At 64.2% G+C, this 24,795-nt stretch carries 23 protein-coding genes; 20 read left to right on the top strand and 3 right to left on the bottom strand.

The window, feature by feature from the left end:
* The first annotated feature begins 20 nt into the window (after positions 1 to 20).
* The 4 genes from fba (at position 21) to cbbX (ending at position 4,064) form a co-directional block, all read left to right on the top strand.
* Positions 21 to 1,103, top strand: a complete 1,083-nt coding sequence (gene fba, locus JQ600_RS08840; protein ID WP_212390518.1) for a class II fructose-bisphosphate aldolase — start codon at positions 21 to 23, stop codon at positions 1,101 to 1,103.
* A gap of 55 nt (positions 1,104 to 1,158) precedes the next feature.
* On the top strand, positions 1,159 to 2,619 hold the full coding sequence (locus JQ600_RS08835; RefSeq protein WP_192736926.1) for a form I ribulose bisphosphate carboxylase large subunit: 1,461 nt from the start codon (positions 1,159 to 1,161) through the stop codon (positions 2,617 to 2,619).
* Between the two features lie 12 nt (positions 2,620 to 2,631).
* The gene (locus JQ600_RS08830; protein WP_192736655.1) at positions 2,632 to 3,051 is read left to right on the top strand and encodes a ribulose bisphosphate carboxylase small subunit; all 420 of its coding nucleotides are present in this window, start codon (positions 2,632 to 2,634) and stop codon (positions 3,049 to 3,051) included.
* Positions 3,052 to 3,185: 134 nt separating this feature from the next.
* The gene (gene cbbX / locus JQ600_RS08825; protein WP_212489781.1) at positions 3,186 to 4,064 is read left to right on the top strand and encodes a CbbX protein; all 879 of its coding nucleotides are present in this window, start codon (positions 3,186 to 3,188) and stop codon (positions 4,062 to 4,064) included.
* A gap of 45 nt (positions 4,065 to 4,109) precedes the next feature.
* On the opposite strand, the gene JQ600_RS08820 is transcribed toward cbbX, so the two are convergent.
* Entirely contained in the window at positions 4,110 to 4,910 is an 801-nt protein-coding gene (locus tag JQ600_RS08820) for an IclR family transcriptional regulator (protein ID WP_212390516.1), read from the bottom strand.
* Between the two features lie 167 nt (positions 4,911 to 5,077).
* Between JQ600_RS08820 and JQ600_RS08815 the strand changes: the two genes are divergently transcribed.
* The 8 genes from JQ600_RS08815 (at position 5,078) to JQ600_RS08780 (ending at position 13,636) form a co-directional block, all read left to right on the top strand.
* Positions 5,078 to 6,055 (top strand): tripartite tricarboxylate transporter substrate binding protein, encoded by a 978-nt coding sequence (locus JQ600_RS08815; protein WP_212390515.1) that lies wholly within the window; start codon positions 5,078 to 5,080, stop codon positions 6,053 to 6,055.
* 10 nt (positions 6,056 to 6,065) lie between these two features.
* Complete coding sequence (locus JQ600_RS08810; RefSeq protein ID WP_212390514.1) at positions 6,066 to 6,683, top strand: flavin reductase family protein; 618 nt, start codon at positions 6,066 to 6,068, stop codon at positions 6,681 to 6,683.
* A gap of 10 nt (positions 6,684 to 6,693) precedes the next feature.
* Positions 6,694 to 7,554, top strand: a complete 861-nt coding sequence (locus JQ600_RS08805; RefSeq protein ID WP_212263416.1) for a fumarylacetoacetate hydrolase family protein — start codon at positions 6,694 to 6,696, stop codon at positions 7,552 to 7,554.
* A 3-nt stretch (positions 7,555 to 7,557) separates the two neighbouring features.
* Positions 7,558 to 8,361 carry a 2-oxo-hept-4-ene-1,7-dioate hydratase gene (gene hpaH / locus JQ600_RS08800; protein ID WP_212390513.1) on the top strand — a complete coding sequence of 268 codons (804 nt, stop codon included), beginning with the start codon at positions 7,558 to 7,560 and terminating at the stop codon, positions 8,359 to 8,361.
* 29 nt (positions 8,362 to 8,390) lie between these two features.
* A complete protein-coding gene (locus JQ600_RS08795; RefSeq protein ID WP_212263418.1) occupies positions 8,391 to 8,774 on the top strand; it encodes a RidA family protein in 384 nt (127 codons plus the stop codon).
* A 23-nt stretch (positions 8,775 to 8,797) separates the two neighbouring features.
* Positions 8,798 to 9,673, top strand: a complete 876-nt coding sequence (locus JQ600_RS08790) for an amidohydrolase (protein WP_212263419.1) — start codon at positions 8,798 to 8,800, stop codon at positions 9,671 to 9,673.
* Between the two features lie 204 nt (positions 9,674 to 9,877).
* Complete coding sequence (locus JQ600_RS08785; protein ID WP_212390511.1) at positions 9,878 to 12,220, top strand: molybdopterin guanine dinucleotide-containing S/N-oxide reductase; 2,343 nt, start codon at positions 9,878 to 9,880, stop codon at positions 12,218 to 12,220.
* Positions 12,221 to 12,223: 3 nt separating this feature from the next.
* Complete coding sequence (locus JQ600_RS08780; RefSeq protein ID WP_212390510.1) at positions 12,224 to 13,636, top strand: amidase; 1,413 nt, start codon at positions 12,224 to 12,226, stop codon at positions 13,634 to 13,636.
* Positions 13,637 to 13,655: 19 nt separating this feature from the next.
* Here the strand turns inward: JQ600_RS08780 and JQ600_RS08775 are convergent, their stop codons facing one another.
* The gene (locus tag JQ600_RS08775; RefSeq protein ID WP_212390509.1) at positions 13,656 to 14,321 is read right to left on the bottom strand and encodes a GntR family transcriptional regulator; all 666 of its coding nucleotides are present in this window, start codon (positions 14,319 to 14,321) and stop codon (positions 13,656 to 13,658) included.
* A 23-nt stretch (positions 14,322 to 14,344) separates the two neighbouring features.
* Positions 14,345 to 15,757, bottom strand: coding sequence for an FAD-binding oxidoreductase (locus JQ600_RS08770; RefSeq protein WP_212390562.1), 1,413 nt, complete (start codon positions 15,755 to 15,757; stop codon positions 14,345 to 14,347).
* A gap of 155 nt (positions 15,758 to 15,912) precedes the next feature.
* Between JQ600_RS08770 and JQ600_RS08765 the strand changes: the two genes are divergently transcribed.
* From JQ600_RS08765 to JQ600_RS08730, 8 genes are all read left to right on the top strand, one after another.
* Positions 15,913 to 16,797: a dihydrodipicolinate synthase family protein gene (locus JQ600_RS08765; protein ID WP_212390508.1), complete on the top strand. Its 885-nt coding sequence runs from the start codon at positions 15,913 to 15,915 to the stop codon at positions 16,795 to 16,797.
* Positions 16,798 to 17,040: 243 nt separating this feature from the next.
* Positions 17,041 to 17,958, top strand: coding sequence for an ABC transporter permease (locus JQ600_RS08760; RefSeq protein WP_212263424.1), 918 nt, complete (start codon positions 17,041 to 17,043; stop codon positions 17,956 to 17,958).
* Complete coding sequence (locus tag JQ600_RS08755; protein ID WP_212263425.1) at positions 17,955 to 18,821, top strand: ABC transporter permease; 867 nt, start codon at positions 17,955 to 17,957, stop codon at positions 18,819 to 18,821. Before JQ600_RS08760 ends, JQ600_RS08755 begins: the two co-directional genes overlap by 4 nt.
* On the top strand, positions 18,818 to 19,798 hold the full coding sequence (locus JQ600_RS08750; protein WP_212390507.1) for an ABC transporter ATP-binding protein: 981 nt from the start codon (positions 18,818 to 18,820) through the stop codon (positions 19,796 to 19,798). Before JQ600_RS08755 ends, JQ600_RS08750 begins: the two co-directional genes overlap by 4 nt.
* Complete coding sequence (locus JQ600_RS08745) at positions 19,795 to 20,745, top strand: ABC transporter ATP-binding protein (RefSeq protein ID WP_212032730.1); 951 nt, start codon at positions 19,795 to 19,797, stop codon at positions 20,743 to 20,745. Before JQ600_RS08750 ends, JQ600_RS08745 begins: the two co-directional genes overlap by 4 nt.
* A gap of 46 nt (positions 20,746 to 20,791) precedes the next feature.
* Positions 20,792 to 22,321, top strand: coding sequence for an ABC transporter substrate-binding protein (locus tag JQ600_RS08740; RefSeq protein ID WP_212390506.1), 1,530 nt, complete (start codon positions 20,792 to 20,794; stop codon positions 22,319 to 22,321).
* A 112-nt stretch (positions 22,322 to 22,433) separates the two neighbouring features.
* Positions 22,434 to 23,693 carry a serine hydrolase gene (locus JQ600_RS08735; protein ID WP_212390505.1) on the top strand — a complete coding sequence of 420 codons (1,260 nt, stop codon included), beginning with the start codon at positions 22,434 to 22,436 and terminating at the stop codon, positions 23,691 to 23,693.
* 128 nt (positions 23,694 to 23,821) lie between these two features.
* On the top strand, positions 23,822 to 24,787 hold the full coding sequence (locus JQ600_RS08730; protein WP_212390504.1) for a VOC family protein: 966 nt from the start codon (positions 23,822 to 23,824) through the stop codon (positions 24,785 to 24,787).
* Positions 24,788 to 24,795 lie beyond the last annotated feature (8 nt).

Genomic DNA, 24,795 nt, shown 5'->3' with positions numbered 1-24,795 from the left:
ACAACGACACGGAGGGGCCGATGGCCAGGATCACATTGAGGCAATTGCTGGATCATGCCGCCGAGCGCGGCTACGGCGTGCCGGCGTTCAACATCAACAATATGGAGCAGGGCCTTGCGATCATGGAGGCGGCGGCTGCCGTCGATGCGCCCGTCATCATCCAGGCCTCGCGCGGTGCGCGCTCCTACGCCAACGACATCATGCTCTCGAAGATGATCGACGCGCTGGAGGAGATGCATCCGCAGATTCCGCTCTGTCTGCATCAGGACCACGGCAACGAGGAAGCAACCTGTGCCACCGCGATCAAGCATGGCTTCACGTCCGTCATGATGGACGGCTCGCTCAAGGCCGACGCCAAGACTGCGGCGGATTACGACTACAACGTTAACATCACCCGCCGCGTGGTCGACATGGCGCACTGGATCGGCGCCTCGGTCGAGGGCGAACTGGGGGTGCTCGGTTCACTGGAGCATGGCGGCGGCGAACAGGAGGACGGTCACGGCGTCGAGGGTGAGGTCAGCCGCGATCAGCTGCTGACCGACCCCGACCAGGCGGTCGATTTCGTCCGCGCCACCAAAGTCGATGCGCTGGCGATCGCGATGGGCACTTCGCACGGGGCGTACAAGTTCTCGCGCAAGCCGGACGGGGATATCCTCGCGATGCGGGTGGTCGAGGAGATCCATCGCCGGCTGCCAAATACGCATCTGGTGATGCACGGTTCCTCCTCGGTGCCGCAGCCGCTGCAGGACATGTTCAACCAGTTCGGCGGCGAGATGCCGCAGACCTGGGGCGTGCCGGTCGAGGAGATCGTCCGCGGCATCAAGCATGGCGTCCGCAAGGTCAATATCGACACCGACTGCCGGCTGGCGATGGCCGCGGCGTTCCGCAAGGTCGCGACGCAAAGCCGAAGCGAATTCGACCCACGCAAATTCCTCAAGCACGCGATGGACGCGCTGCGCGACCTTTGCCGTGAGCGCTTCGAGCAATTCGGCACCGCTGGTCACGCCTCGAAGATCAAGGTCGTTCCCTTGGCCGAGATGGCGAGACGCTATCGCTCCGGCGCGCTCGATCCACGCATCGGGGAGATGACCAATGCCGCATGACCTTTTGATCCCCACGGTCCCGACCAGCCGCCGCACGCAACATGAGGAAACCAGTATGAACCAGCACTCGATGACCATTCGCGGCAAGGAACGCTACAAGTCAGGCGTTATGGAATACAAGAAGATGGGCTATTGGGAGCCCGACTATGTGCCAAAGGACACCGACATCATCGCGCTGTTCCGGGTCACGCCGCAGGATGGTGTCGACCCGATCGAAGCCGCGGCGGCGGTGGCCGGCGAATCCTCGACCGCGACCTGGACCGTGGTGTGGACCGACCGGCTGACGGCGGCGGAGAAATACCGCGCAAAGTGCTACCGCGTCGATCCGGTGCCGAACTCGCCGGGGCAATATTTTGCCTACATCGCTTACGATCTCGACCTGTTCGAGAATGGATCGATCGCCAATCTGTCGGCGTCGATCATCGGCAACGTGTTCGGCTTCAAGCCGCTGAAGGCGTTGCGGCTGGAAGACATGCGGCTGCCGGTGGCCTATGTCAAAACATTCCAGGGCCCCGCGACTGGCATCGTGGTCGAGCGCGAGCGCATGGACAAGTTCGGCCGCCCGCTGCTCGGGGCCACCGTGAAGCCGAAGCTTGGGCTCTCCGGCCGCAACTACGGACGCGTGGTCTATGAGGCGCTCAAGGGCGGGCTCGACTTCACCAAGGACGACGAGAACATCAACTCGCAGCCGTTCATGCATTGGCGCGAGCGCTTCCTCTATTGCATGGAGGCGGTCAACAAGGCGCAGGCCGCGTCCGGCGAGATCAAGGGTACCTATCTCAACGTCACCGCCGGAACCATGGAGGACATGTACGAACGCGCCGAATTCGCCAAGGAACTCGGTTCGGTCATCATCATGATCGATCTCGTCATCGGCTACACCGCGATCCAGTCGATGGCGAAATGGGCGCGCCGCAACGACATGATCCTGCATCTGCATCGGGCAGGGCATTCGACCTATACGCGGCAGCGCAGTCATGGTGTTTCGTTCCGCGTCATCGCGAAATGGATGCGGCTCGCGGGTGTCGATCATATTCATGCCGGCACCGTGGTCGGCAAACTCGAGGGCGATCCGGCGACCACGCGCGGCTATTACGACATCTGCCGCGAGGACTACAATCCGGTGCGGCTCGAGCACGGCGTGTTCTTCGACCAGAACTGGGCCAGCCTCAACCGGATGATGCCGGTCGCATCCGGCGGCATTCACGCCGGGCAGATGCACCAGCTGCTCGATCATCTCGGCGAAGACGTGATCCTGCAGTTCGGCGGCGGCACCATCGGTCACCCGATGGGCATTCAGGCTGGCGCTACCGCCAACCGCGTGGCGCTGGAAGCGATGATCCTCGCGCGCAACGAGGGCCGCGACTATCTGCGCGAAGGGCCGGAAATTCTCGCCAAGGCGGCAGAGACCTGCACGCCGCTGAAATCGGCGCTCGAGGTCTGGAAGAACGTCACCTTCAATTATGAATCGACCGACATGCCGGACTACGTCCCCACACCCAGCGTCGCAATGTAAGGAGCTGATATTATGCGTGTCACCCAGGGCTGCTTCTCGTTCCTGCCTGACCTCACCGACGAGCAGATCACCCGCCAGGTCCAGTATTGCCTGGAGAAGGGCTGGGCGGTGAACATCGAATTCACCGACGACCCCCATCCCCGCAACAGTTTTTGGGAGATGTGGGGATTGCCGATGTTCGATCTCCGCGACGCTGCCGGCGTGATGATGGAGCTCGCTCAATGCCGCAAGGTATATGGCAACAGCTACATCCGAATGTCGGCGTTCGATAACAGCCACGGCTGGGAATCGGTGCGGCTGTCCTTCATCGTCAACCGGCCAAAGGACGAACCCGGCTTCCGCCTCGAGCGGCACGAGATGGCCGGCCGCAACATTCGCTACACCACGAAGTCCTACGCGGTCGATCGCCCGGAAGGCGGTCGTTACGGCTAGCTCACCTTTTACCCTGCCGGCCGGCGGTGCTCCCTCATCGACCCCAGCCGGAAGTACTGCTCCGTCGCCATAAGGGTGGCGACGGAGTTTTTTTCTCGAAAGGTGGTTCGCACATGGATTTGGATGCCTCACCAATGACAGACCGGGTCAATCTCCGCGAAGAGCTCGAGGCCGTCGGCATCGAGGAGATCCTGACCCAGCTCGACCGCGAGCTGATCGGGCTGAAGCCGGTCAAGACCCGCATTCGCGAGATCGCGTCGCTGCTATTGATCGAACGTATCCGCAAGCGCATGAATCTGACCACGGACACGCCGACGCTGCACATGTCGTTCACCGGCAATCCCGGCACCGGCAAGACCACGGTGGCGCTGCGGATCGCGGGCATTCTCCACCGGCTGGGTTTCGCCCGCCGCGGCCATGTCGTCTCGGTCACCCGCGATGAGCTGGTGGGGCAATATATCGGCCACACCGCGCCCAAGACCAAGGAGGTGCTGAAGAAGGCGATGGGCGGCGTGCTGTTCATCGATGAGGCCTATTACCTCAATCGGCCGGACAATGAACGCGACTACGGCCAGGAAGCGATCGAGATATTGCTGCAGGTGATGGAATCGCAGCGCGAGGATCTGGTGGTGATCCTTGCCGGCTATGGCGACCGCATGGAAAAATTCTTCGCCAGCAATCCGGGCTTCCGCTCCCGCATCGCCCATCACATCGATTTTCCGGATTATTCCAATGATGAGCTGCTCGCCATCGCCGAGCTGATGCTGCACGACATGAACTACAAGTTCAGCGACGAGGCGCGGGAGGCGTTCACCCGCTACATCGCGGCACGCGTCACCCAGCCGCTGTTCTCCAACGCGCGCTCGATCCGGAACGCGCTCGACCGCATGCGGCTGCGGCAGGCCAATCGTCTCGTCGCCGATCTCGACCGCATGCTGGACGCCGACGACGTGATGTCGCTGCAGGCGTCGGACGTGCTCGCCAGCCGGGTGTTTTTGAAAGACAAGTCCTAGACTAGAGTCCGATGTTACGCTGTGTTTCGTTCGGAAGTCCGCCCGTTAGCCGCCTGACGCATTCGGTATGGTTCGCTCGATCTCTCGTGCAGCGGCGATGAGGACATCCGACACTTCGACGGCACGGCGCGGGCTCAGCCTGTTTCTTACCGCGGAAAGGGTAATCGCCGCCGCGGGCTGACCGTCGGGACTCCTGATCCAGGCCGAGAGCGATTTCGTTCCTTGCACGAGGCCGACGTCGCGCAAATTATAGCCCCGGCGCCGCGCGAGCCGGATTTGTCCCAGTACCGTCGGCAGGTCGGTGCGATAGGCCATGAATCGTGCCTCGTTGGCGAGGACGATCCCGCGCGCCTCCGGAGCCGGCATCGCGGCCAGAATGGCCACGCCCGCGCTGGAGACCCCGAGTGGCCGCCGCGCGCCGACCTCGATCGACAGCACCTGGATCGGATATGAGCCGATGCGCCGCGCGACGCACAGCGTATCGAGCCCGGTGCGCACCGTCAGGAACAAGGTATCGCCGAGCTGTGCGGACGCCCGCGCCAGATAAGGCTCGGCCGCGACCAGCAGCGGCGAGCGCGATTGCCGCGCCAGCGCCAGTTCCGCCACCTGGCGGCCGATCGCGTAGCGTCCGGTCTGGGCGCTGCGCTCGACAATGCCTTCCTCGATCAGCACCTGCGCGATCCGGTGGACGGTGGGACGGGTGAGGGACGTTGCCCGAACGACCTCCGACAACGGCACGCCGGTTTCCCGGCCGGCCGCTAGAATCCGCAACACGGTCAAGGCGCGGCGGATCGCCTGCCCGCCCTGCTGCGGCTCCGGTCTGTCACGCCGCCGTCCATCCGTCATCCAGGTTCGTCCGATGTCCATAATGTGGACAAAAACACCACAATTCCATCGACAAGGGAAGCCCGCGGGGCAAGATCGGATCAACGTATAGGCGGACGGGCTGAAGCTCGCCCACAACAACGAGGCAGCGGATTGCTCCAGCTGCTTAGGCCTTTCGGGAGGATGCAATGAGATTTTTCGCCATCGCCGGCATCGCGGTCACGGCATTGATGACGGCGCTGTCGAGCGCTCCGGTCGCGGCCCAGCAATGGCCGGCACGGTCGGTGAAGCTCATCGTGCCCTATCCGGCCGGCGGCAATGTCGATGGAGCCGCGCGCATCATCGCCGACAAGCTGCAAACGATGCTGGGGCAGCCCTTCATCGTGGAAAACAAGGCCGGTGCCGGCGGTCTGATTGCCGGCGAGGCATTCGCGAAGTCGACGCCCGACGGCTACACGCTGTTTGTCGGCGCCAACGGACCGGTGCTGTTCGCCCCCGAGATCGCCAAGCGCGACGCCTACAACTGGAAACGCGATTTCCTGCCCATCTCCTCGATTTCGATGACGCCATTGGTGCTCGAGGTGCATCCGTCGGTCGCGGCAAAGGATCTGAAGGAATTCTTCGATCTCGCTCGCCGCGAGCCCGGCAAGATGACGATGGCCTCGCCCGGCGCCGGCACCACCAATCATTTGCTCAGCGAACTCGTACAGTCGACGCTCGGCATCCAATGGGTGACGGCGCATTACCGCGGCAACGCGCCCGCCATCAACGATCTGATCGGGGGCCAGGTGCAGTTTGCCTTTGACCAGATTTCGGTCGGACTGCCCTTCATCAAGAATGGAAATGTGCGCGCACTTGCCGTCACCGGCAGCCACCGCGCCTCGTGGATACCTGACGTGCCGACCTTCGCCGAACTCGGTTACAAGGAATTCGACGGCCAGACCTTTACCGGCCTGTTCGCACCATCAGGTACGCCCGCTGAGATCGTGACGAAGCTGCACGATACGATGGCGACGATCCTGAAGGATCCCGCGATCGTCGAAAAGTTCAATACGCTCGGCGCCGAGGCCGTCACGATGACGCCGGCGGCGTTCAAGAGCTATCTCGAGGCCGAGGACGCCAAATGGATCCCGGTGGTCCGCAAGGCGAACATCAAGTCCGATTGAGGGGCCTGCGATGCGGATCGATCCGTCAGACCTCGATGCCGAGCGGGCCTACCGGCTGATCACCGGCATCGTGGTGCCGCGTCCGATCGCCTGGGTCACCAGCCTGTCGGGCGGCGGCACCGTCAACCTTGCGCCGTTCAGCGCCTTTACCTTTGTCTCGCCGAAGCCGCCGATGCTGGCGATCAGCGTCGGCCGCAAGGCTGGAATCTACAAGGACACGGCACATAATATTCTCAACAACGAGGAATACGTCGTCCACATCGCCGATTCGAGCCTGATGATTGCGGTGCATGAGAGTTCCACCGAGCATCCGCCCGAAGTCAGTGAGGTCGAGGAGTTGCAACTCGAGACGCTGCCGAGCGAGCGCATTAGGGTGCCCCATCTGGCCGCAGCACCGATCGCGATGGAGTGCCGCTTTCGGCAATGCCTCGAATTCGGCGAAACCCGCAGCCGGCTGATTGTCGGCGAAGTGCTGGTGTTCCACGTCCGCGACGGGCTGCTGCAGAACGGCAAGATCGAGACCGAGGCGCTGGACCCCATCGCACGCATCGGCGGTCCGCGCTACGCGCGGCTCGGCGAGATCGTCACCCTGAAGCCAGTTTTCCAGACCTCGAAATCCGAATCCTGAAGGAAGCCAAATGCGTCTCCTGAGCTATCACGCCAACGGACGACCGTGCTTCGGCGCGGCCGTTGCCGGCGGTGTCGTCGATCTGAGCAGCCGAATTGGCACCAAGTTTCCCGACTTGCGGACCTTGATTGCCGGCGACGGCCTCGAGGCCGCGCGTGCCGCCATCGCCGGACAAGCGCCGGACCATGCGCTCGGCGATCTCACCTTGCGGTCGCCGATCCCGGCCCCGGAAAAGCTGTGGTGCATCGGCGTCAACTACCGGGATCGCAACGCTGAATACAAAGACAATTCGGACCTGCCGAAATATCCCAGCCTGTTCGTCCGTAATCCGTCCTCGGTGGTCGGCTCCGGTCAGCCGATCGAGAAGCCGAAAATTTCCGAGCAACTGGATTACGAGGGCGAACTCGTCATCGTGATCGGCAAGGCGGGGCGCCATATCCCGCGCGAGCGGGCCTTCGACCACATCTTCGGCATGACGCTGTGCAACGAAGGCAGCGTGCGCGACTGGCTGCATCACGGCAAATTCAACGTCACGCAGGGCAAGAATTTCGATCGCTCCGGCAGCGTCGGGCCGTGGATTGTCAGTTCCGACGAATGCGATCCGCGCGGGCCGCACGATATCGTCACCCGCGTCAACGGCGAGGTGCGGCAGAGCGATTCCACCGAGCGGCTGATGTTTCCGTTCGACTTCCTGATCGCCTATCTCTCCACCTTCGCGACCCTGAAGCCGGGCGACATGATCGCAACCGGCACCCCGACCGGCGCGGGTGCGCGGTTCGATCCGCCCCGCTGGCTGAAGCCCGGCGACGTGGTCGAGGTGGAATCCTCCCGCATCGGTATCCTGCGCAACGTCGTTGCCGCGGAGGCCTAGATCATGCTCGACCAGCAAACCATCGACCGCCTCGCGCAGCGTCTCGACGAGGCCGAACGCAGCAAATCGCTGATCCCTGCGTTCACGTCGGAATATCCGGAACTGACGATCGAGGATGCCTATGCGATCCAGCGGGCGTGGACCAGGCTGCAGCTCATCCGCGGCCGCATCATCAAGGGCCACAAGATCGGCCTGACGTCGAAGGCGATGCAGAACGCGGTGGGTATCTCCGAGCCGGACTTCGGCGTGCTGTTCGCGGACATGTTCTATTCGGACGCCGGCACCATCCCGTTCGACCGCTTTCACGCCCCGCGCATCGAGGTCGAACTGGCGTTCGTCCTGAAGGCGCCGCTGGAGGGGCCGGACTGCACGCTGTTCGACGTGCTCAACGCCACCGACTACGTCACACCTGCGCTGGAAATTTTGGAAACGCGCATGCACCGGGTCGATCCTCAGACAAAGGCGCCGCGCAAGGTCACCGATACGATCTCCGACAACGCGGCGAACGCGGCGCTGGTGGTCGGCGGCCGGCCGTTCCGGCCGCTGGAGGCCGATCTGCGCTGGATCGGAGCATTGCTGTTTCGCAACGGGCAAATCGAAGAGACCGGGATCGCGGCCGGCGTCCTCAACCACCCGGCCAATGGCGTGGCGTGGCTCGCCAACCGGCTGGCTCTCCATGACGAGCACCTGGCTGCGGGCGAAGTGGTGTTGGCGGGATCCTTTACGCGCCCGGTCGAAATCAGCAAGGGCGATACGTTTCATGCCGATTACGGTCCGTTCGGATCGGTTTCCTGCCAATTCGTCTGAGCGAACATTTTTCAAAACGAGGTGTGTAAATGGCGCGACGCAAGAGCATCCATATCGGCGAGTTCAAGCATGCCAACCCGATTCCGAATGCATGCCGGATCGGCAATCTCTTGATGTCCGGCGTCATCCTCGGTCGCGATCCCGCAACCGGCGTCATGCCTGATCGTATCGAGGACCAGTGCGCCAACATGTTCGCCCACATGAAGGCCATCGTGGACGCCGGCGGCGGCAGCACCGACGACATCATCAAGATGACGGTGTGGTTGCAGGATCGCACCCAGCGCGCGCCGGTCAATGTGGAGTGGCTGAAGATGTTTCCCGACGAGCATTCGCGCCCCGCCCGTCATGCGCTGCAGATGAACATGGATGGCGGCGCGCTGGTGCAGTGCGACTTCACCGCCGTGATCGATTGAAGGCATCGAGAAGAGGACAAACCATGCCGAGCTACCTTCCGTTCGATCCGAACCCGCGCCGTCCTTTGAGGCTGCCGCCGCCGAAGAGCATCGACAGCCAGTTTCACGTGCTGGGGCCGGTGGAAAAATATCCGATCCGGGCAGGGGCGGCCTACCAGATGCCATCCGCGACCTGGGAGGCGGCGCTGCGCGTCCACAAGGCGCTCGGCATCGAGCGCGGCATCATTGTGCAAACCACGACCTATGGCGCTGATCATTCCGTGGTGCTGGATGGCTTGGCCGCGATGGGGTCGAACTATCGCGCCTGCGCCAACGCACTCGTCTTTGCAGAAGCCGATGATTCCTATCTTGCCAGGCTTGATGCCGCAGGTGTCGGCGGGGCACGCTTTAGTTTCCGAAAAGAGCTTGGCGCGGTGCTGTCCGACAAGGATTTCGAGCGCGCCATCGCGCGCATCCGCGAGCTCGGCTGGTACGCGAAGTTCCAGCCCGAGAAGGATGGCATCGTCGGGAATCTCGACAAGATCCGCGGGCTGAACGTGCCTGTCCTGATCGATCACATGGGGCGACCCGATCCGCTGCGCGGCAAGGACGACCCGAATTTGCGCGCGGTGCTCGACCTGCTCTCAAAGGGCAATTTCTGGGTGATGCTGTCGCTCGGCGAGAAGACCTCGAAGGCCGGCCCTCCGTGGGACGACGTCATTCCGATCGCCCGCGCCTATATCGAGGCGGCGCCCGACCGCTGTGTATGGGCCAGCGACTGGCCGCACCCGGTTTCGGTGGTCCAGCCGCCCAACGATGCGGATCTGCTGGAGCTGCTCTATCGCTATGCGCCCGATGAAGCGGAGCTTGAGAAAATTCTGGTGACCAATCCAGCCAGGCTATTTGGCTTTCCGGATTGATGGGCACGGGGAAGCTCCAATGAACCCCCACAGGCGTCAGCTGTAAACCGAATCGATGCAACTCGCGCGCGGCGGCGTTCGCCCGGGGCGCGGGTCAAGCAGGCCTCTCTCCCTAATTTCGCAATACTCTCAGCGCCCGATGGGTCTACACTGTCGGCGGCAGATTTGTGCTGGCATGCACCAAATGGCGATGAGAGATTTCGAATGACCGATGTGACCGAGAAAACCCCTCCCGCTTCCCCGGCCGACGCATCTTTCCGGCCGCATTCGTCGCATTGGGGCGTGTTTTCGGCGCGCTGGCGGGGTGATGAACTCGAGGTTCGGCCGCATCCTGACGATCCCGATCCGAACCAGATCATCGACAATTTTCCCGGCGCCTTGCGTCATCGCGCGCGGGTCGCGCAGCCGATGGTGCGCCGCGGCTGGCTCGAAGGAAAGCGCGGGCCGGACGCGCGCCGCGGGCGTGATGAATTTGTCCCGATGTCGTGGAAGGACGCGCTGGACCTGCTCGGCGCGGAACTCGCCCGCGTGCGGGATAATTATGGCCCGGGCGCGGTGTTCGGTGGATCCTACGGCTGGTCGAGCGCGGGCCGCTTTCACCATGCGCAAAGCCAGGTCCATCGCTTCCTGAACGTCGCGATGGGCGGCTACGTCAAGTCGGTCAATTCATACAGTTCCGGCGCCGCCACTGTCGTGGTGCCTCACATCATCGGCGACTACGAGGATTTGACCAAGCGCAACGTCTCCTGGGAACAGATTGCCGAGCATAGCGATGTCGTGCTCGCCTTCGGCGGCATGGCGCTGAAGAACAGCATGGTGGCCGGCGGCGGCACCAGCAAGCATGTCGAGCGTGGCGCCATGGTGCGCGCCGCCGCTCGCGGCTGCCAGTTCGTCCATGTGAGCCCGCTGCGCGGCGATTTGCCGGACGAGGCCCGCTCGCAGTGGATCAGCAACATCCCGGGCACCGATGTCGCCTTGATGCTGGCGCTGGTGCATACGCTGGTCGTCGAGGGACTGCACGATCGCGCTTTCCTCGATCGCTTCACGGTTGGCTGGCCGGTGTTCGAGCGTTACGTCCTCGGCGAGACGGACGGCCAGCCCAAGGACGCGGCATGGGCCGCCGCGATTTCAGGCGTTGCGGCCGACACCATCGTGGCGCTCGCCCGACAGCTCCACGGCCGCCGCGCGCTGATCGTGGTCTCGCACTCGCTGCAACGGGCCGAACATGGCGAGCAACCGGTCTGGATGGGCGCGGTGCTTGCCGCAGCGCTGGGGCAGATCGGCCTGCCGGGCGGCGGTTACGCCTATGCGCTCGGGGCCATCGCCTATTACGGACGGCGCTACAACGCCGTGCCGACGCCGACGCTGTCGCAGGGCCGCAACGGCGTCACCGAATTCATTCCGGTCGCCCGCATCGCCGACATGCTGCTCAATCCCGGCGGCACCTATCGCTACAACGGCAAGACCAGGACCTATCCCGACATCCGACTGGTCTATTGGGCCGGCGGCAATCCGTTCCATCATCATCAGGACATCAATCGCCTGAGGAAGGCTTTCGCGCAGGTCGATACGTTGGTGGTGCATGAATTGGGCTGGACCGCGACGGCGAGGCATGCCGATTTCGTGCTTCCCGCGACCATGACGCTGGAGCGCGAGGATATCGGCGCCAACGCCAACGATCCCTTGCTGGTGCCGATGCAGCAGATTGCGCCGCCTTATGGTGAAGCGCGGGACGATTACGCGATCTTCTCCGATCTCGCCGAACGCCTCGGTAAGCGCGAGGAATTCACCGAAGGCCGCAATGTTCGCCAATGGCTGGAGTATCTGTATGAGCCGACGCGGAAAGGGCTGGCGGAGCGCGGATTAGCGGCGCCGAGTTTCGACGAATTCTGGAAGGGCGACGGCCTGGTCATGCCGCAACACCCCGACGATGGCGGGCAGCTGCGCCGTTTCCGCGAAGATCCGGATGGAGCAAAACTGCCGACGCCCAGCGGCAAGCTCGAGATTTTCTCGGAGACCATCGCGGGCTTTGGCGAGGCCGACTGTCCGGGTCATCCGGCCTGGCTGGAGCGGGTGCAGGTGCCGGCGCCTTCGGCGCCGCTGATCCTTGTCGCCAACCAGCCGGCAACGCGGCTGCACAGCCAGCTCGACTTCGGTGGCCACAGTGCAGCCTCCAAGCATCGCGGACGCGAGGTCGCATGCATGAATCCGATCGACGCCGCCGCGCGCGGGATCAGCGACGGCGACATCATTCGATTGTTCAACGAGCGTGGTGCATGCCTTGCGGGCGTGCGTGTTACCGACGGCATCCGGCAGGGCGTAATCCAGTTGGCCACCGGCGCCTGGTATGATCCCGCCGATCCCCAGGAAGAGGCCTCGCTTTGCGTGCACGGCAACCCGAACGTGCTGACGCGGGACGTCGGCACGTCCTCTCTGGCGCAGGGCTGCACCGGGCAACTGACGACCGCCGAGGTGGAACGCTTCACCGGCAATCTGCCGCCGATCCAGGCCTACGATCCGCCCGTGACCGCGAAACGCGGAAGCTGAGCGATGGACAAGGTCGATCTCTGCTTCACGCCGGCAACGGAGCTGGCAGGCGCGATCCGCGCCAAGAAACTCTCATCCGTCGAAATCACGTCGACGGTGCTGGAGCGCATCACAGCCCTTGAGCCCAAACTGAATGCCTTCGCGCATCTGGCGGCAGCGCAGGCGATGGACGCCGCGGCGGCGGCCGACAGCGCGCTCGCCAAGGGCGATTCGCTTGGGTCGCTGCACGGCATTCCCGTAACCATCAAGGATCTCGAACCGGTGCGCGGCATGCCGTTCGAACGCGGGACCTATTTGTTTCGCGGCGAGGTCGCGCCCGCAGATAACGTCGCGGTCGCGCGGCTTCGCAACGCGGGCGCCATCATTCTCGGCAAGACCACCACGCCCGAGTTCGGCTGGAAGGGCGTCAGCCACAGTCCGCTGACCGGCGTCACGCATAATCCCTGGAAGCTCGGCTTGAACGCCGGCGCGTCTTCTTCGGGCGCGGGCGTAGGCGCCGCCGCTGGTTATGGCCCGCTCCATCAAGGCAGTGACGGCGCGGGCTCGATCCGCATGCCCGCGCATTTCTGCGGCGTCTACGGAATCAAGCCGACCTACGGTCGCGTGCCGCAATCGCCGATGACACCGAGCGATAACACCGTGCACCTCGGTCCTTTGACGCGCACGGTCGCTGACGCTGCCCTGATGCTAAAAGTGATGGCCGGCCGCCATCCCGATGATCAGTCGAGCCTTGAAGGGCCGCCGGCCGACTATCCCGGCCAGCTCGCGAGCCGGCCGCGCGCGCCGCGCATCGCGTTCAGTCCGGATCTCGGCCATGCCCGCGTCGACCCTGATGTGGCGGCATTGGTGCGCAAGGCCGCAGAGGCGTTCGAAACCGAGCTCGGCTGGCGCGTCGAACAGGTCGCAACGCCGTGGGGACCGAAGGGCCCGGAGCTGGCGCGCTTCTTCTGGCCGGCGCATTACAGCCGTTACGCGGACCGCATCGCTGAATTCCGCGACCGGCTGGATCCGGGCTTTGTCGCATGTTTCGAAGCCGGACAGCACATCACGCTGTCAGACTATTTGAAAATGAAGGTCGCAAAACTCGCCTATTGCGCGGAGATCCACCATTTTTTCGAGGAATGGGATTTTCTCCTGACACCGGCGGTGTCGGTCGCGGCATTCCCCGCCACGCTGTTGCAGCCCGATCACTGGCCGCAGCATCCGTGGGACTGGATGTCGTGGGCGGAATTTTCCTATCCCTTCAACCTGGCACAGAATCCAGCAGCATCCATTCCCTGCGGGTTCACGCCATCAGGCCTGCCGGTCGGGCTGCAGATCGTCGGCCGGCGCTGCGACGATCTCGGAGTGCTGCAAATGTCCGCGGCGTTCGAGGCCGCACGCCCATGGGCCTCCGCGCGTCCGCCGATCGCTTGAGCGGCGCAACGGCGGGCGCTTAAGCCACTTCCAGCGCCCGCGCGTAGGTCAGCCCTGAATTGGCGATGTGCGACGTCATCAGTGTCTCGAAAGCCGCGAGTTCGCCGCGCTCGAACAGCTGGAGCAGCTTGCGGTGCTCGTCGAACGAGGCCGGTGTCTGGACGTCGACCGGTGCGCTCAAATTGGTGCGCAGCGCGGCCACGCGTCCCGATACCAATTGATAGGACTCGACAAGATAGCGATTGCCGCAGTGCGCGAAGAAGGCTTCATGCAGCGCGGTATCCGCTCGCCCATAGGCGACGTTGTCCTTGTCCGCCAGCGCCTGCTCCATCTCCGAGATTGCGGACTGCATCGCCGCGACCGCGCCGGCGCGGTCATGACGATAGGCGAGCTCGGCGGCCTTGGGTTCGATGATGATCCTGAACGCGCAAAGCGCCGAGATGTCGGCAGCGCTCGGGGTAAAGACAAAGCTGCCGACCTGCGGCCTTATCACCACGAGCCCCTGCGATTGCAACAGACCCATCGCTTCGCGCACCGGCGTTCGGCTGACGCCGAACGATTGCGCGATCATCTCTTCGGAAATGACCGCGCCCAGTCCGAATTCGCCGTCGATGATGGCCTGACGCAGCCGCAGCATGACCCGCTGCGACAGCGACTTCGGTGCATCGAGCTTGAGCGATTTCATGGGCCCTCTTGCCTCCGCCCCGATCAGATCACCTTTCCGGGATTAAGCAAATGATCGGGATCGAGCGCTGCCTTCAGCGTGCGCATCAGCGCGATCTCCGCTTCGCTGCGCGCATGGCCGAGCCATTTTTTCTTCATCGTTCCGATGCCGTGTTCGGCGGAGACGCTGCCGCCCAGGTCGCGCACCAGGCCGTAGATGATCGCGTCCATTTCCTCCTTTGGCTGGCGCTCGACCGGCAGGCCCGCGACCCAGGACACCAGATGCAAATTGCCGTCGCCGATATGGCCGTAATAGACGCTCTCGCATCCGGCGATGCCGGTGGCCAGCGCTGACTTGCAGCGGCTGACGAACTCATCCATGCGCGCCACCGCAAGCCCGATATCGTAGGAAATGTGCGGGCCGAGCACCTGGCCGAATTCCGAACAGATGTCGCGCACCGCCCAGAACGCCTTGGTCTGCGCCACCGATTGCGAGACGGCGGCGTCTAGCAGCAGTCCGCGCGCCATCAGGCCTTCGAGCCAGGCTTCGAACTGCGGCGCATCAACGCTCTCATTGGTGCCTTGCGCCTCCACCAGCACATAGAGACCATGACCGGTGCCGACCGGCGCGCGCACGCCGGCCCGCGCCGTAATCACCTCCCAATAGTCCGGCCACATCACTTCGAACGCCGACAGCAGCGGACCGAGCCCGCCACGTGCCGCGTCGAGCAGATCAAGCACCGCAGGATAGTCCGCCACTGCGCAGAGTGCCGCCATGGTCGAGCGCGGTTTCGGAAACAGCCGCAATACGACGCGCGTGATGATGCCGAGCGTGCCTTCCGAGCCGATGAACAGATGCTTCAGATCGTAGCCGGCATTGTTCTTCAGGAGCTTGTTGAGGTTGGTGACGATGGTGCCGTCCGGCAGCACTACTTCGAGGCCAAGCACCAGCTCGCGCGTCATGCCGTAACGAATGACGCGATTGCCGCCGGCATTGGTGGAAAGATTGCCGCCGATCGCGCAGGAGCCGCGCGATCCCAGATCGAGCGGAAAGAAGAAGCCCTCTTCATCCGCTGCCTTCTGGATCGTCTCCAGCGGCGTGCCGGCCTTGACCGTCATGGTCGAGCTGGCGCGATCGATCTCTTCAATGCCGACCATGCGCTCCAGCGAAATGGCGACCCAGCCCGGTTCCGGAGAAGCACCGCCGCACAGGCCGGTCAATCCGCCTTGCGGCACGAACGGCAGCCGCGCCTTGCGGCATGTCGCGATCGCCTCCGATACGCCGGCTGCGTCCAGCGGCCGAACCACCGCGATCGGTGTTTGCGGCAGGCTCGCGCTCCAGTCGTTGCAATTGCGGGTGGGAATATCGGCGCCGGTCAGCACCGCCTGTGCGCCGAGTTTGAGCTGCAAGGCGCTGAGCAGCTCCAGCGGTCGTTCGGGTCTCGTCATCGCATCCATGGCGGAGCCTTTGTTGGTCCGTCGCGCGTCCATGCGTTTTTGGCAGCGCGGCCTGCTCAATACCGAGTTGAGGTGTTCTTGTATGTAAGGTACAACAGAAGTCAAGAATTCTACGCGGATGCCGCTTGGGGCGTCCAGATGCAATGGGAGAGGTCATGACAGCAGCAATTCGCGGGTTTTGGGCGGCTGCGCCCACACCGCTGACGACCAGTGGGACCGTGGATCACGCGAAGCTCGCGGGCCACGCCCTCAACCTCTTCAAAAAGGGCGTAGACGGCGTCGTGCTGTTCGGCACCACCGGCGAGGGCACCTCATTCGGTATGGCCGAGCGGATCGCGACCGTCGAGGCGTTGCTCAAGGCCGGCGTGGCGTCGTCGCGCATCGGGCTTGGCGGCGGCTTTCCCGCCATCACCGACAGCATTGCACTGGCGCGTTCGGCACTGAGCCTGGGATTGAACCATGTGCTGATCCTGCCGCCCTATTTCGACCGTGACGTCACGCCTGAGGGAATCGAGGATGCGTTCGCCGCGATTTTCGATGCCGTGGCTGACGACCGCCTTCGCGCCACGCTCTATCATATCCCGCAGGTGTCCGGCGTCGCCGTGCCGGTCGCGGTGGCGGCCAGTTTGCGCAAGCGCTACGGCGTTGTCGTCGCAGGTCTCAAGGACTCAAGCGGCGACTTCAGGCAATTCCAGGCGTTTCGTGCCGCCGCGCCCGAGCTTGCGATTACGGTCGGCAACGAAACCGATATCGCCCGCGCCATCGCAGCCGGCGGCGCCGGCACGATCTGCGGAATGGGCAATGTCGTGCCTGGCCTGGTTCAGGTCATGATCAACGGGACCGGCGCGGAAGCGCGCATGCAGGCCGCCATCGACGTCGTCGCCAGCGGGCCGTCGTTCCCCTCGACGTTGAAGGCAATTATCGCCGCGCAGAGCGGCGACGCCGGCTGGCTGCGGGTGCGTCCACCGCTGCGCCAGTGCGCCGACGGCGCGGCCTTGAAGGCGAAGCTGGAGACGTTGATGAGCCCGGAAGTCGCCTGAAGGTCTCAAATCAAGCCGAAGTTCGCGTGGCCGTACGCGACGCTTGAAGCTGCATCGGGCAAGGCCGCACCCTGAAACCTGCGCGCGGCGCGGCGCGGCTCTTGCTCGTTGCCGCGGCGCGGCTCTTGCATGTGGCAAGTCGTGCTCTTGCATGGAGGGTCTGTTTGATGACACCGTGCGGTCGCTTCGGGTAGGGGACACCGACCTGAACACTCTCGTTGCGTTTCGGTATTGGACTTCTCGATGCTGCTTCTGATTGCCCGGCGTCTCGGTCTCGGCCTCCTGGTCGCGCTCACGGTGATGACGCTTGCATTCATGCTGACGCGGCTGTCGGGCGACCTTGCCATTTCAATCGCCGGGCCTTCCGCGACGCAGGCCGACGTCGAAATCATTCGCAAGGCCTACGGCCTCGATCGTCCGCTCTACGTCCAGTTCTTCAGCTGGGTCGGCCGCGCCATGGTCGGCGATTTCGGCCAGAGCTATTTCTTCAAGGACAGCGTTTCCAACCTGATCGCACGACGCCTGCCCATCACGCTTACGCTCGGCCTCGTGGGCCTGAGCCTGGCCCTGATCATCTCGATCCCGCTCGGCATCCTTGCGGCGGTCCGCGAGAACACCTGGCTCGACCGCGGTGTCACCATGTTCACGATGGTGGGGCAGGCGATCCCGAGCTTCTGGCTCGCCCTGATCCTGATGATCGTGCTCGGTCTCAATCTCGGCATCCTGCCGATCTCAGGGACCGGAACCTGGCAGCACTTTGTAATGCCGGGCATCGTGCTCGCTTTTACGGCAATCCCCGCCCTTACACGGCTCACGCGCTCCGGCATGATCGAGGCGATGGCGTCCGACTACATCCGCACCGCACGCGCCAAGGGCCTGTCGCGCGCGCGCATCATCTTCAAGCACGCGCTTCGCAATGCCGCGATCCCTGTCGTGTCGATCGCCGCCGTCCAGCTCGGCTTCATGCTCGGCGGCTCGATCGTTATCGAAACGGTGTTTGCGCTGCATGGCGTCGGCTATCTTGGCTGGGAGAGCATCGCGAAGAATGATTTTCCGGTCGTACAGGCGGTGGTGCTGGTGCTGGCCGCGATCTATATCGGGCTCACGCTGCTTTCCGACATCCTCAATGCGCTGCTTGATCCGAGGCTCCGGACCGGATGAGCGAACCGATTGCAATCCATGCGCCGCTGACGTCGCGGGTCGGCGTGGCCGGCTTCACGGTCGGGATCGTCATCGTCGGCATCATCGCGGTGGCCGCGATAACAGGCAATCAGCTGGTGCCGCATGATGCCTTCACCCAGGACCTCGGCAACCGCCTCAAGCCGCCGTTCTGGATGGAGGGCACTCAGGCCGGGCATCTGCTCGGCACCGATCAGCTCGGCCGCGACTATCTGGCGCGGCTGGTGTACGGCGCGCGCATTTCGCTGCTGATCGGCATCATGACCGTGATCACGTCGGGACTGATCGGCATCACGCTCGGCGTGCTCGGCGGCTTCTTCGGCGGCCGCGTCGACGACGCCGTGCTGTTCGCCATCACCACGCGGCTGTCGATCCCGGTGGTGCTGGTCGCGCTGGCGGTGGTCGGGCTGATGGGGTCGGGGCTAGGCCTCGTCGTCGCAACGCTCGGGCTTCTGTTGTGGGACCGTTTTGCGGTCGTGGCGCGCGCGACCACGATGCAGATTCGCGGCCTCGATTACGTCAACGCCGCCCGCTGCGCCGGCGCCTCGACGTTGCATCTGCTGGTCAAGGAGATATTGCCGAACATCGCGAGCCATCTTGCCGTGGTGGCAACATTGGAGATGGCGCTCGCGATCCTGCTCGAGGCGGCGCTGTCGTTCCTCGGCCTCGGCGTGCCGCCGCCGCTGCCGTCCTGGGGTCTGATGATCGCCGAGGGCAAGGATTACATGTTCTTCTCACCCTGGGTGATCATGGTGCCCGGCGTCGCGCTGTTCATCCTGGTGCTCGGCATCAACCTGGTCGGCGACGGATTGCGCAATCTGCTCGGCTCGGAGCGGTCGCGATGAGCGCATTGCTTGACATCGAGGATCTCGAAGTGATGTTCGGCGGCCGCAGCGCGGCGGTACGCGGCGCCTCGTTGCAGGTCGAGAAGGGCGAGACCCATTGCCTGGTCGGCGAATCCGGGTGCGGCAAATCGGTGACCGCGCTGTCGATCATGAACCTGCTCGCGCGCGGCGGCCGGCGCTCCGCCAAACGCATGAGCTTTGCCGGCACGGACCTCCTTTCGCTGTCCGACCGCGAGATGGCACGCCTGCGCGGCAATCGGATCTCGATGATCTTCCAGGAGCCGATGACCAGCCTCAACCCGGCCTTCACGATCGGCTCGCAAATGGCTGAGGTGCTGACCCGCCACAAGGGCGGCTCGCGCACCGCCGCGCTCGAGCGCGCGGTCGAACTGATGGGCCGCGTCGGTATCACCGCGCCGGAGATGCGGCTCGGCCAGTTCCCGCACCAGCTTTCCGGCGGCTTGCGTCAGCGCGTCATGATCGCGATGGCGTTGATGTGCGATCCCGAGCTGCTGGTCGCCGACGAGCCGACCACCGCGCTCGACGTTACCGTGCAGGCGCAGATCCTGCGGCTGCTGGCGACCTTGAAGCGCGAACTCGGCCTTGCGATCCTGCTGATCACCCATGACCTCGGCATCGTCGCCCGCGTCGCCGACCGGGTTTCGGTGATGTATGCGGGCGAGGTGGTCGAGCGCGCGCCGACCGCGGAATTGTTCCGCAGCCCCCAACACCCCTATACGCGCGGATTGCTGTCCTGCGTGCCGGTGCCGGGCCGGGTGCAGCGCGACCGGCCGCTCGGCTCGATCCCGGGCGTGGTGCCGGCGATTGGACCCGGCTTTGCGGGCTGCGCGTTCCGTTCGCGCTGTTCCCACGCCGACGCCAGCTGCGAACGCGAAATCCCGCGCCGTCAGGCAGGTAGCGCGCACGACTATCTTTGCCGGCTCGCACCGGAATTCTCGGAGCCGCAGCCCGCATGAGCGTCGCGATCGAAGTCCAGAATTTGCGGTGCGAGTTCCGGGTCAACGCCGGCTGGTTCGCGGCGGAAAAACGCGTGATCGCGGTCGACGACGTTACCTTCAGCGTGCCGGCGGGCAGCGTGCTCGGCATTGTCGGCGAATCCGGCTGCGGGAAATCCACCCTCGCGCGGCTGATCCTCGGGCTGCTGAAGCCGACCGCGGGGACCGTGCTGGTCGACGGCAAGCGCCTGTTCGATCTCGACCGCAAGGCGCGGGCGCGATTGATCCAGCCGGTGTTCCAGGATCCGTTCGCCTCGCTCAATCCGCGGCACCGCATCAAGGACATCGTCGCGCTGCCATTGACCGCCCAGGGTACCTTCTCACGCGCGGAAATCGAGCGCCGGGTCGCTCAAATTCTCGAACGCGTCGGGCTTTCGGCGGCGATGGGCGAGCGCATGCCCTCGCAACTCTCCGGCGGGCAACGCCAGCGGGCGGCGATTGCCCGTGCGCTGGTGCTCGAGCCGCGGATCGTGATCTGCGACGAGCCGACCAGCGCACTCGACGTTTCCGTGCAGGCGCAAATCCTCAACCTGCTCGCCGATCTGCGCCGCGATCTCGGACTGACCTATCTATTCATCAGCCACAATCTGGCTGTCGTGGAGCATGTCGCGAGCGAGGTCGCGGTGATGTATCTCGGTCGTTTCGTCGAGCGCAACGAAACCGACGCGTTGTTTCGTGCGCCCGGTCATCCCTACACGCAGGCGTTGCTGCAAAGCGTGCTGACGCCGGAGCCGGGCCGCGGCGTGCCCGATATCGGCCTCGGCGACGCCATGCCGGATCCGGCCAATATTCCGCCGGGCTGCCGGTTCAACCCGCGTTGCGGCATCGCCGTCGAGCGCTGCCGCCGTGTGGCACCAACGCCCATGGTCCGCGCCCCCCAGGGAATGGTAGAGTGCCATCTGGCATAGTGTGTGCTTGAAATCGGTCTTGCGATCGGAACCAAAGGAGGACGGCATGGGCGTGCAATTGAGATTTGGTGCGGCGATCCTCGCGGCGGCACTGGTCGGTGCCGGCGCTTCCCCGGCGCTGGCGCAGAAGTCCGCCGACACGTTGCGGATCACGATGCGCGCCGCGTTGTCGAACATCGACCCCTACTATAACAACGAGCGCACTGGCGTGGTGATGCACCACCAGGGTTGGGACGGGTTGGTCTACCGCAACCCCGAATCCTTCAAGGTCGAGCCGCTGCTCGCCACCGAGTGGAAGCTGCCGGATACGACCACGATCGAGTTTACGCTCAGGCCCGGCGTCAAATTCCACGACGGCAGCGCGTTCACCGCCGATGACGTCGTCTACACGCTCAATCTCATATCCGATCCCGCGAGCAAGGTGTCGACCCCGGCGAACTACAACTGGATCGACAAGGCAGAGAAGACCGGCGACATGTCGGTTCGCGTCAAACTCAAGCGGCCGACGCCGGCGGCGCTGGATTATTTCGCGATGGTTGTCCCGATCTACCCCAAGGCCTATCGCGAGAAGGTCGGTGCGGAAGCCTATGCCAAGGCGCCGGTCGGCGCCGGCCCCTACAAGATGACCAAGGTCGAGTCGGGCGTCTCCATCGACTTCGAACGCTTCGAGGATTATTGGGCCGGCAGCCCCAAGGGTAAAGCCGCGATCAAGAAGATGAGCGTGCGCTTCGTGCCGGATGCCGCCACCGAAATGACCGAACTGCTCTCCGGTCGTGCGGACTGGATCTGGAATCTGAACCCCGACCAGTTCGATAGCGTCAACAAGTTCCCGAATCTGGCGGCCGTGCGCAAGGAGTCAATGCGGGTAGGCTATCTCTCGCTTGACGCCGCCGGCCGCACCGGCGCCGACAATCCTTTGACCAAGCTCAAGGTGCGCCAGGCGATCTGGCACGCGATCGACCGGCAGACGATTGCCGACAAGCTCGTCACCGGCGGAAGCCGCGTTCCGGGGGCTCCCTGCTTCCCGACTCAATTCGGCTGCAACGGCGAGGCCGCGACGCTTTACGACTACAATCCCGCCAAGGCGAAGCAGCTTCTCGCGGAAGCCGGCTATCCGGATGGCTTCGAAGTCGATCTGGCCAGCTATATATTGCCGCAATGGGGCTCGGCGATTCAGAACTATCTGATGGCGGTCGGCATCCGCGCCAAGCTCAACCAGCTCCAGGTCGGCGCGCTGATACAGCGCGCGAAGGCAGGGGAACTGCGCGCCTATCTCGGCACCTGGGGCAGTTATTCGATCAATGACGTCTCGGCCTTCCTGCCGAACTTCTTTGACGGCGGCGCCGACGATTATGCGCGCGATCCGGACGTGCAGAAATGGCTGATCGAGGGCGGATCGACCAATGACGCTGAAGTGCGCAACAAGGCCTACTCGGCCGTGATCCAGCGCATCACCCAGCAGGCCTATTTCGCGCCGCTGCACACCTATGTGACGACCTACGGCTATTCCAAGCAGCTCGACTTCACCCCCTATTCGGACGAGCTGCCGCGCTTCTATCTGGCGAAATGGAAATAGTAAGAGGTGGCCGGCGCCGGCGCGGCATCGCCGCGCCGGTTTAGCCCACTGGCGTCATCGGTTTCGAAGCGTCTAGAATGCCCGAATCTCGGCGCGGGATTCGGGACTACGAATGGCGGGCCTGCTCAGTCGGCGTGATGCGTTGTTGCGGAGCGCAGGGCTTGCGGCAGCAAGCCTGGTTCCTGGTGCCGGCTTTGCCGCACCCGCCCGCAAGCAAGTTCCCGGCGAGGCGATCGACGCCGCGTTGCAGGCGAAGGTCGCGGCGAGGGAAATCCCCGGCGTGGTCGCGATGGCCGCGAACGAAAGCTCGGTCGTCTATCAGGGCGCGTTCGGCGCGCGCAATGTCGCGGCCGCAATGCCAATGTCACCAGATACGGTTTTTCGTATTGCCTCGATGGTCAAGCTGCTGACGTCGGTGGCGGCATTGCAGCTGGTCGAGCGCGGCAAACTGAAACTGGATGAACCATCAGCCAATATCGATCCGACGCTTGCCGCGCCCCAGGTCCTTGAGGGATTCGATGCCAAAGGCGTTCCACAGCTGCGACCGGCGCACAAGCCGATCACGCTGCGAAACCTGCTGACGCACACATCCGGCTTCAGCTACCCGCTGTGGGATCCGAATGTGGTTCGCTACCAGAAAGCGGCGCGGGCCGATCCGGCGCTGCCGCGCCGGCCGCTGATGTTCGAGCCGGGCGCACGATGGGCCTATGGCGGCAGTATCGACAATGTCAGCCAGCTGGTTGAGATCGCCAGCGGGCAAAGCATCGATCGCTATTTCAGTGAACACATCACCGGCCCGCTCGGCATGAACGACACCGGCTTTGTCATCACCGAGCAGCAGCGCGCGCGTCAGGCCAGCCTGCATGTGCGCGACGCCGGTGGAAAGCTCGTCCCAAAACCGTTCGAGAAGCTGGCCCCGACATCAGCCTTTTCCGGCGGCGGCGGCATCTATTCGACCGCGCCGGACTATCTTGTCCTGCTGCAGGCGTTGCTGAACGGCGGACGTTTTCGTGGCATAAGCCTGTTGCGGCCGGATACCGTCGCAATGATGTCGACCAACCAGATCGGCAATATCGAAGCAGGAATTCTCAAGACGGCCAATCCGGCGCTTTCAAACGACGTGGATTTCTTCCCGGGCGTCCATCTGCGCTGGGGGCTCGGCCATATGATCAATGTCGATCCGGTGCGTGAGGGCCGCGCCGCCGGCAGTCTCACCTGGGCCGGCCTGTTCAACACCTATTACTGGATCGATCCGAAAAAACGCATTGCGGGCGTGATCATGATGCAGATCCTGCCCTTCGTCGACAAACAGGCGCTGGTGGCCTACCGGCAGTTCGAGCGCGGGATTTATCGCGCGCTGGGGGCGGCCTAGTCACCTCCGGGTGACTGCCATTCCGCCGACGTAGATGTGATCGAAACGCGCCCATGGCGGGCAGTTCGTGGATCGAAAATATGATAGACCGCCGTCATTCCCGTCCGAAAACAGGTAACACGCTCACCATGAACCTCGATATGACCCGCCGCACCTTGCTGCATCTCGCCGGCGCATCCTCACTCGCGGCGGCCGCCGCGGCCGCGGCGCGCGCCGAGGAAGGTGGTAGCGGCGGGGGGCCGACTTTCGCCAACCGCACGCCGATGCGGATCGGCACGGTGACGATCCGGGTCCGCAAGCTCGATGTGGTAGCGGACTATTACCGCGACGTGCTCGGGCTAGCCGTGATGGAACGCTCGGCCACCGGCGCGGTGCTCGGCGCCGGCGGGGTGAAATTGCTGGCGCTCGAGGCTCGCCCGGATGCCGCGAACGAAGCCCGCAACGCAGCCGGGCTCTATCACACCGCCTTTCTGATGCCGACGCGCAAGGATCTCGCGCGCTGGCTGGTCAATGCCGCGATCCACCGCGTGCCGCTGTCGGGCTTTGCCGACCACCGCGTCAGCGAATCCGTCTATCTCGACGACCCCGAGGGCAATGGCATCGAGGTCTACGCCGATCGCGATCCCTCGCTCTGGCAATGGAGCGAGGGCACCGTGACGATGGGGACCGACCAGCTCGATATCGACAACCTCGTCTCGCTCACCAATACCAACGTCAGCGATTATGCAAAGGCGCCCGACGGCTTGCGCATCGGCCACATGCATCTGCGCGTCGGCGATCTCGCCAAGGCCGACGGCTTCTACCGCGGCACGCTCGGCTTCGATCCGACGCGGGCGCGCAGCGGCGCCGCGTTCCTGTCCTCGGGGCGCTACCATCACCATCTCGGTCTCAACGTCTGGCAAAGTGCCGGTGCCGGCCGCCGTGACGACGCGGCCACCGGCCTCGCCTGGTTTTCGCTGGAGATCGAGAAGGCGGATTTGTTCATGGCAAAAGAAGAACGCCTGCGTCAGGCCGGCGTCCAGGTCGCATCTGTTGCCGGTGGCCTCGAGGCCGCCGACCCCTGGGGCACGCGCGTGCGCCTCGTCAAGGTCTGAGCCATCAG

Origin of the sequence: Bradyrhizobium sp. AUGA SZCCT0176, assembly GCF_018130145.1 — a bacterium.
In the GTDB taxonomy this organism is placed as follows: domain Bacteria; phylum Pseudomonadota; class Alphaproteobacteria; order Rhizobiales; family Xanthobacteraceae; genus Bradyrhizobium.
The sequence above is the reverse complement of the archived record's forward strand: the minus strand, read 5'-3'. Positions and strand labels throughout refer to the sequence as shown.

Coding starts and splice junctions, on each gene's coding strand:
- fba (WP_212390518.1), top strand. CDS start 21: ATGGCCAGGATCACATTGAGGCAATTGCTGGATCATGCCGCCGAGCGC.
- JQ600_RS08835 (WP_192736926.1), top strand. CDS start 1,159: ATGAACCAGCACTCGATGACCATTCGCGGCAAGGAACGCTACAAGTCA.
- JQ600_RS08830 (WP_192736655.1), top strand. CDS start 2,632: ATGCGTGTCACCCAGGGCTGCTTCTCGTTCCTGCCTGACCTCACCGAC.
- cbbX (WP_212489781.1), top strand. CDS start 3,186: ATGACAGACCGGGTCAATCTCCGCGAAGAGCTCGAGGCCGTCGGCATC.
- JQ600_RS08820 (WP_212390516.1), bottom strand. CDS start 4,910: ATGACGGATGGACGGCGGCGTGACAGACCGGAGCCGCAGCAGGGCGGG.
- JQ600_RS08815 (WP_212390515.1), top strand. CDS start 5,078: ATGAGATTTTTCGCCATCGCCGGCATCGCGGTCACGGCATTGATGACG.
- JQ600_RS08810 (WP_212390514.1), top strand. CDS start 6,066: ATGCGGATCGATCCGTCAGACCTCGATGCCGAGCGGGCCTACCGGCTG.
- JQ600_RS08805 (WP_212263416.1), top strand. CDS start 6,694: ATGCGTCTCCTGAGCTATCACGCCAACGGACGACCGTGCTTCGGCGCG.
- hpaH (WP_212390513.1), top strand. CDS start 7,558: ATGCTCGACCAGCAAACCATCGACCGCCTCGCGCAGCGTCTCGACGAG.
- JQ600_RS08795 (WP_212263418.1), top strand. CDS start 8,391: ATGGCGCGACGCAAGAGCATCCATATCGGCGAGTTCAAGCATGCCAAC.
- JQ600_RS08790 (WP_212263419.1), top strand. CDS start 8,798: ATGCCGAGCTACCTTCCGTTCGATCCGAACCCGCGCCGTCCTTTGAGG.
- JQ600_RS08785 (WP_212390511.1), top strand. CDS start 9,878: ATGACCGATGTGACCGAGAAAACCCCTCCCGCTTCCCCGGCCGACGCA.
- JQ600_RS08780 (WP_212390510.1), top strand. CDS start 12,224: ATGGACAAGGTCGATCTCTGCTTCACGCCGGCAACGGAGCTGGCAGGC.
- JQ600_RS08775 (WP_212390509.1), bottom strand. CDS start 14,321: ATGAAATCGCTCAAGCTCGATGCACCGAAGTCGCTGTCGCAGCGGGTC.
- JQ600_RS08770 (WP_212390562.1), bottom strand. CDS start 15,757: ATGGATGCGATGACGAGACCCGAACGACCGCTGGAGCTGCTCAGCGCC.
- JQ600_RS08765 (WP_212390508.1), top strand. CDS start 15,913: ATGACAGCAGCAATTCGCGGGTTTTGGGCGGCTGCGCCCACACCGCTG.
- JQ600_RS08760 (WP_212263424.1), top strand. CDS start 17,041: ATGCTGCTTCTGATTGCCCGGCGTCTCGGTCTCGGCCTCCTGGTCGCG.
- JQ600_RS08755 (WP_212263425.1), top strand. CDS start 17,955: ATGAGCGAACCGATTGCAATCCATGCGCCGCTGACGTCGCGGGTCGGC.
- JQ600_RS08750 (WP_212390507.1), top strand. CDS start 18,818: ATGAGCGCATTGCTTGACATCGAGGATCTCGAAGTGATGTTCGGCGGC.
- JQ600_RS08745 (WP_212032730.1), top strand. CDS start 19,795: ATGAGCGTCGCGATCGAAGTCCAGAATTTGCGGTGCGAGTTCCGGGTC.
- JQ600_RS08740 (WP_212390506.1), top strand. CDS start 20,792: ATGGGCGTGCAATTGAGATTTGGTGCGGCGATCCTCGCGGCGGCACTG.
- JQ600_RS08735 (WP_212390505.1), top strand. CDS start 22,434: ATGGCGGGCCTGCTCAGTCGGCGTGATGCGTTGTTGCGGAGCGCAGGG.
- JQ600_RS08730 (WP_212390504.1), top strand. CDS start 23,822: ATGAACCTCGATATGACCCGCCGCACCTTGCTGCATCTCGCCGGCGCA.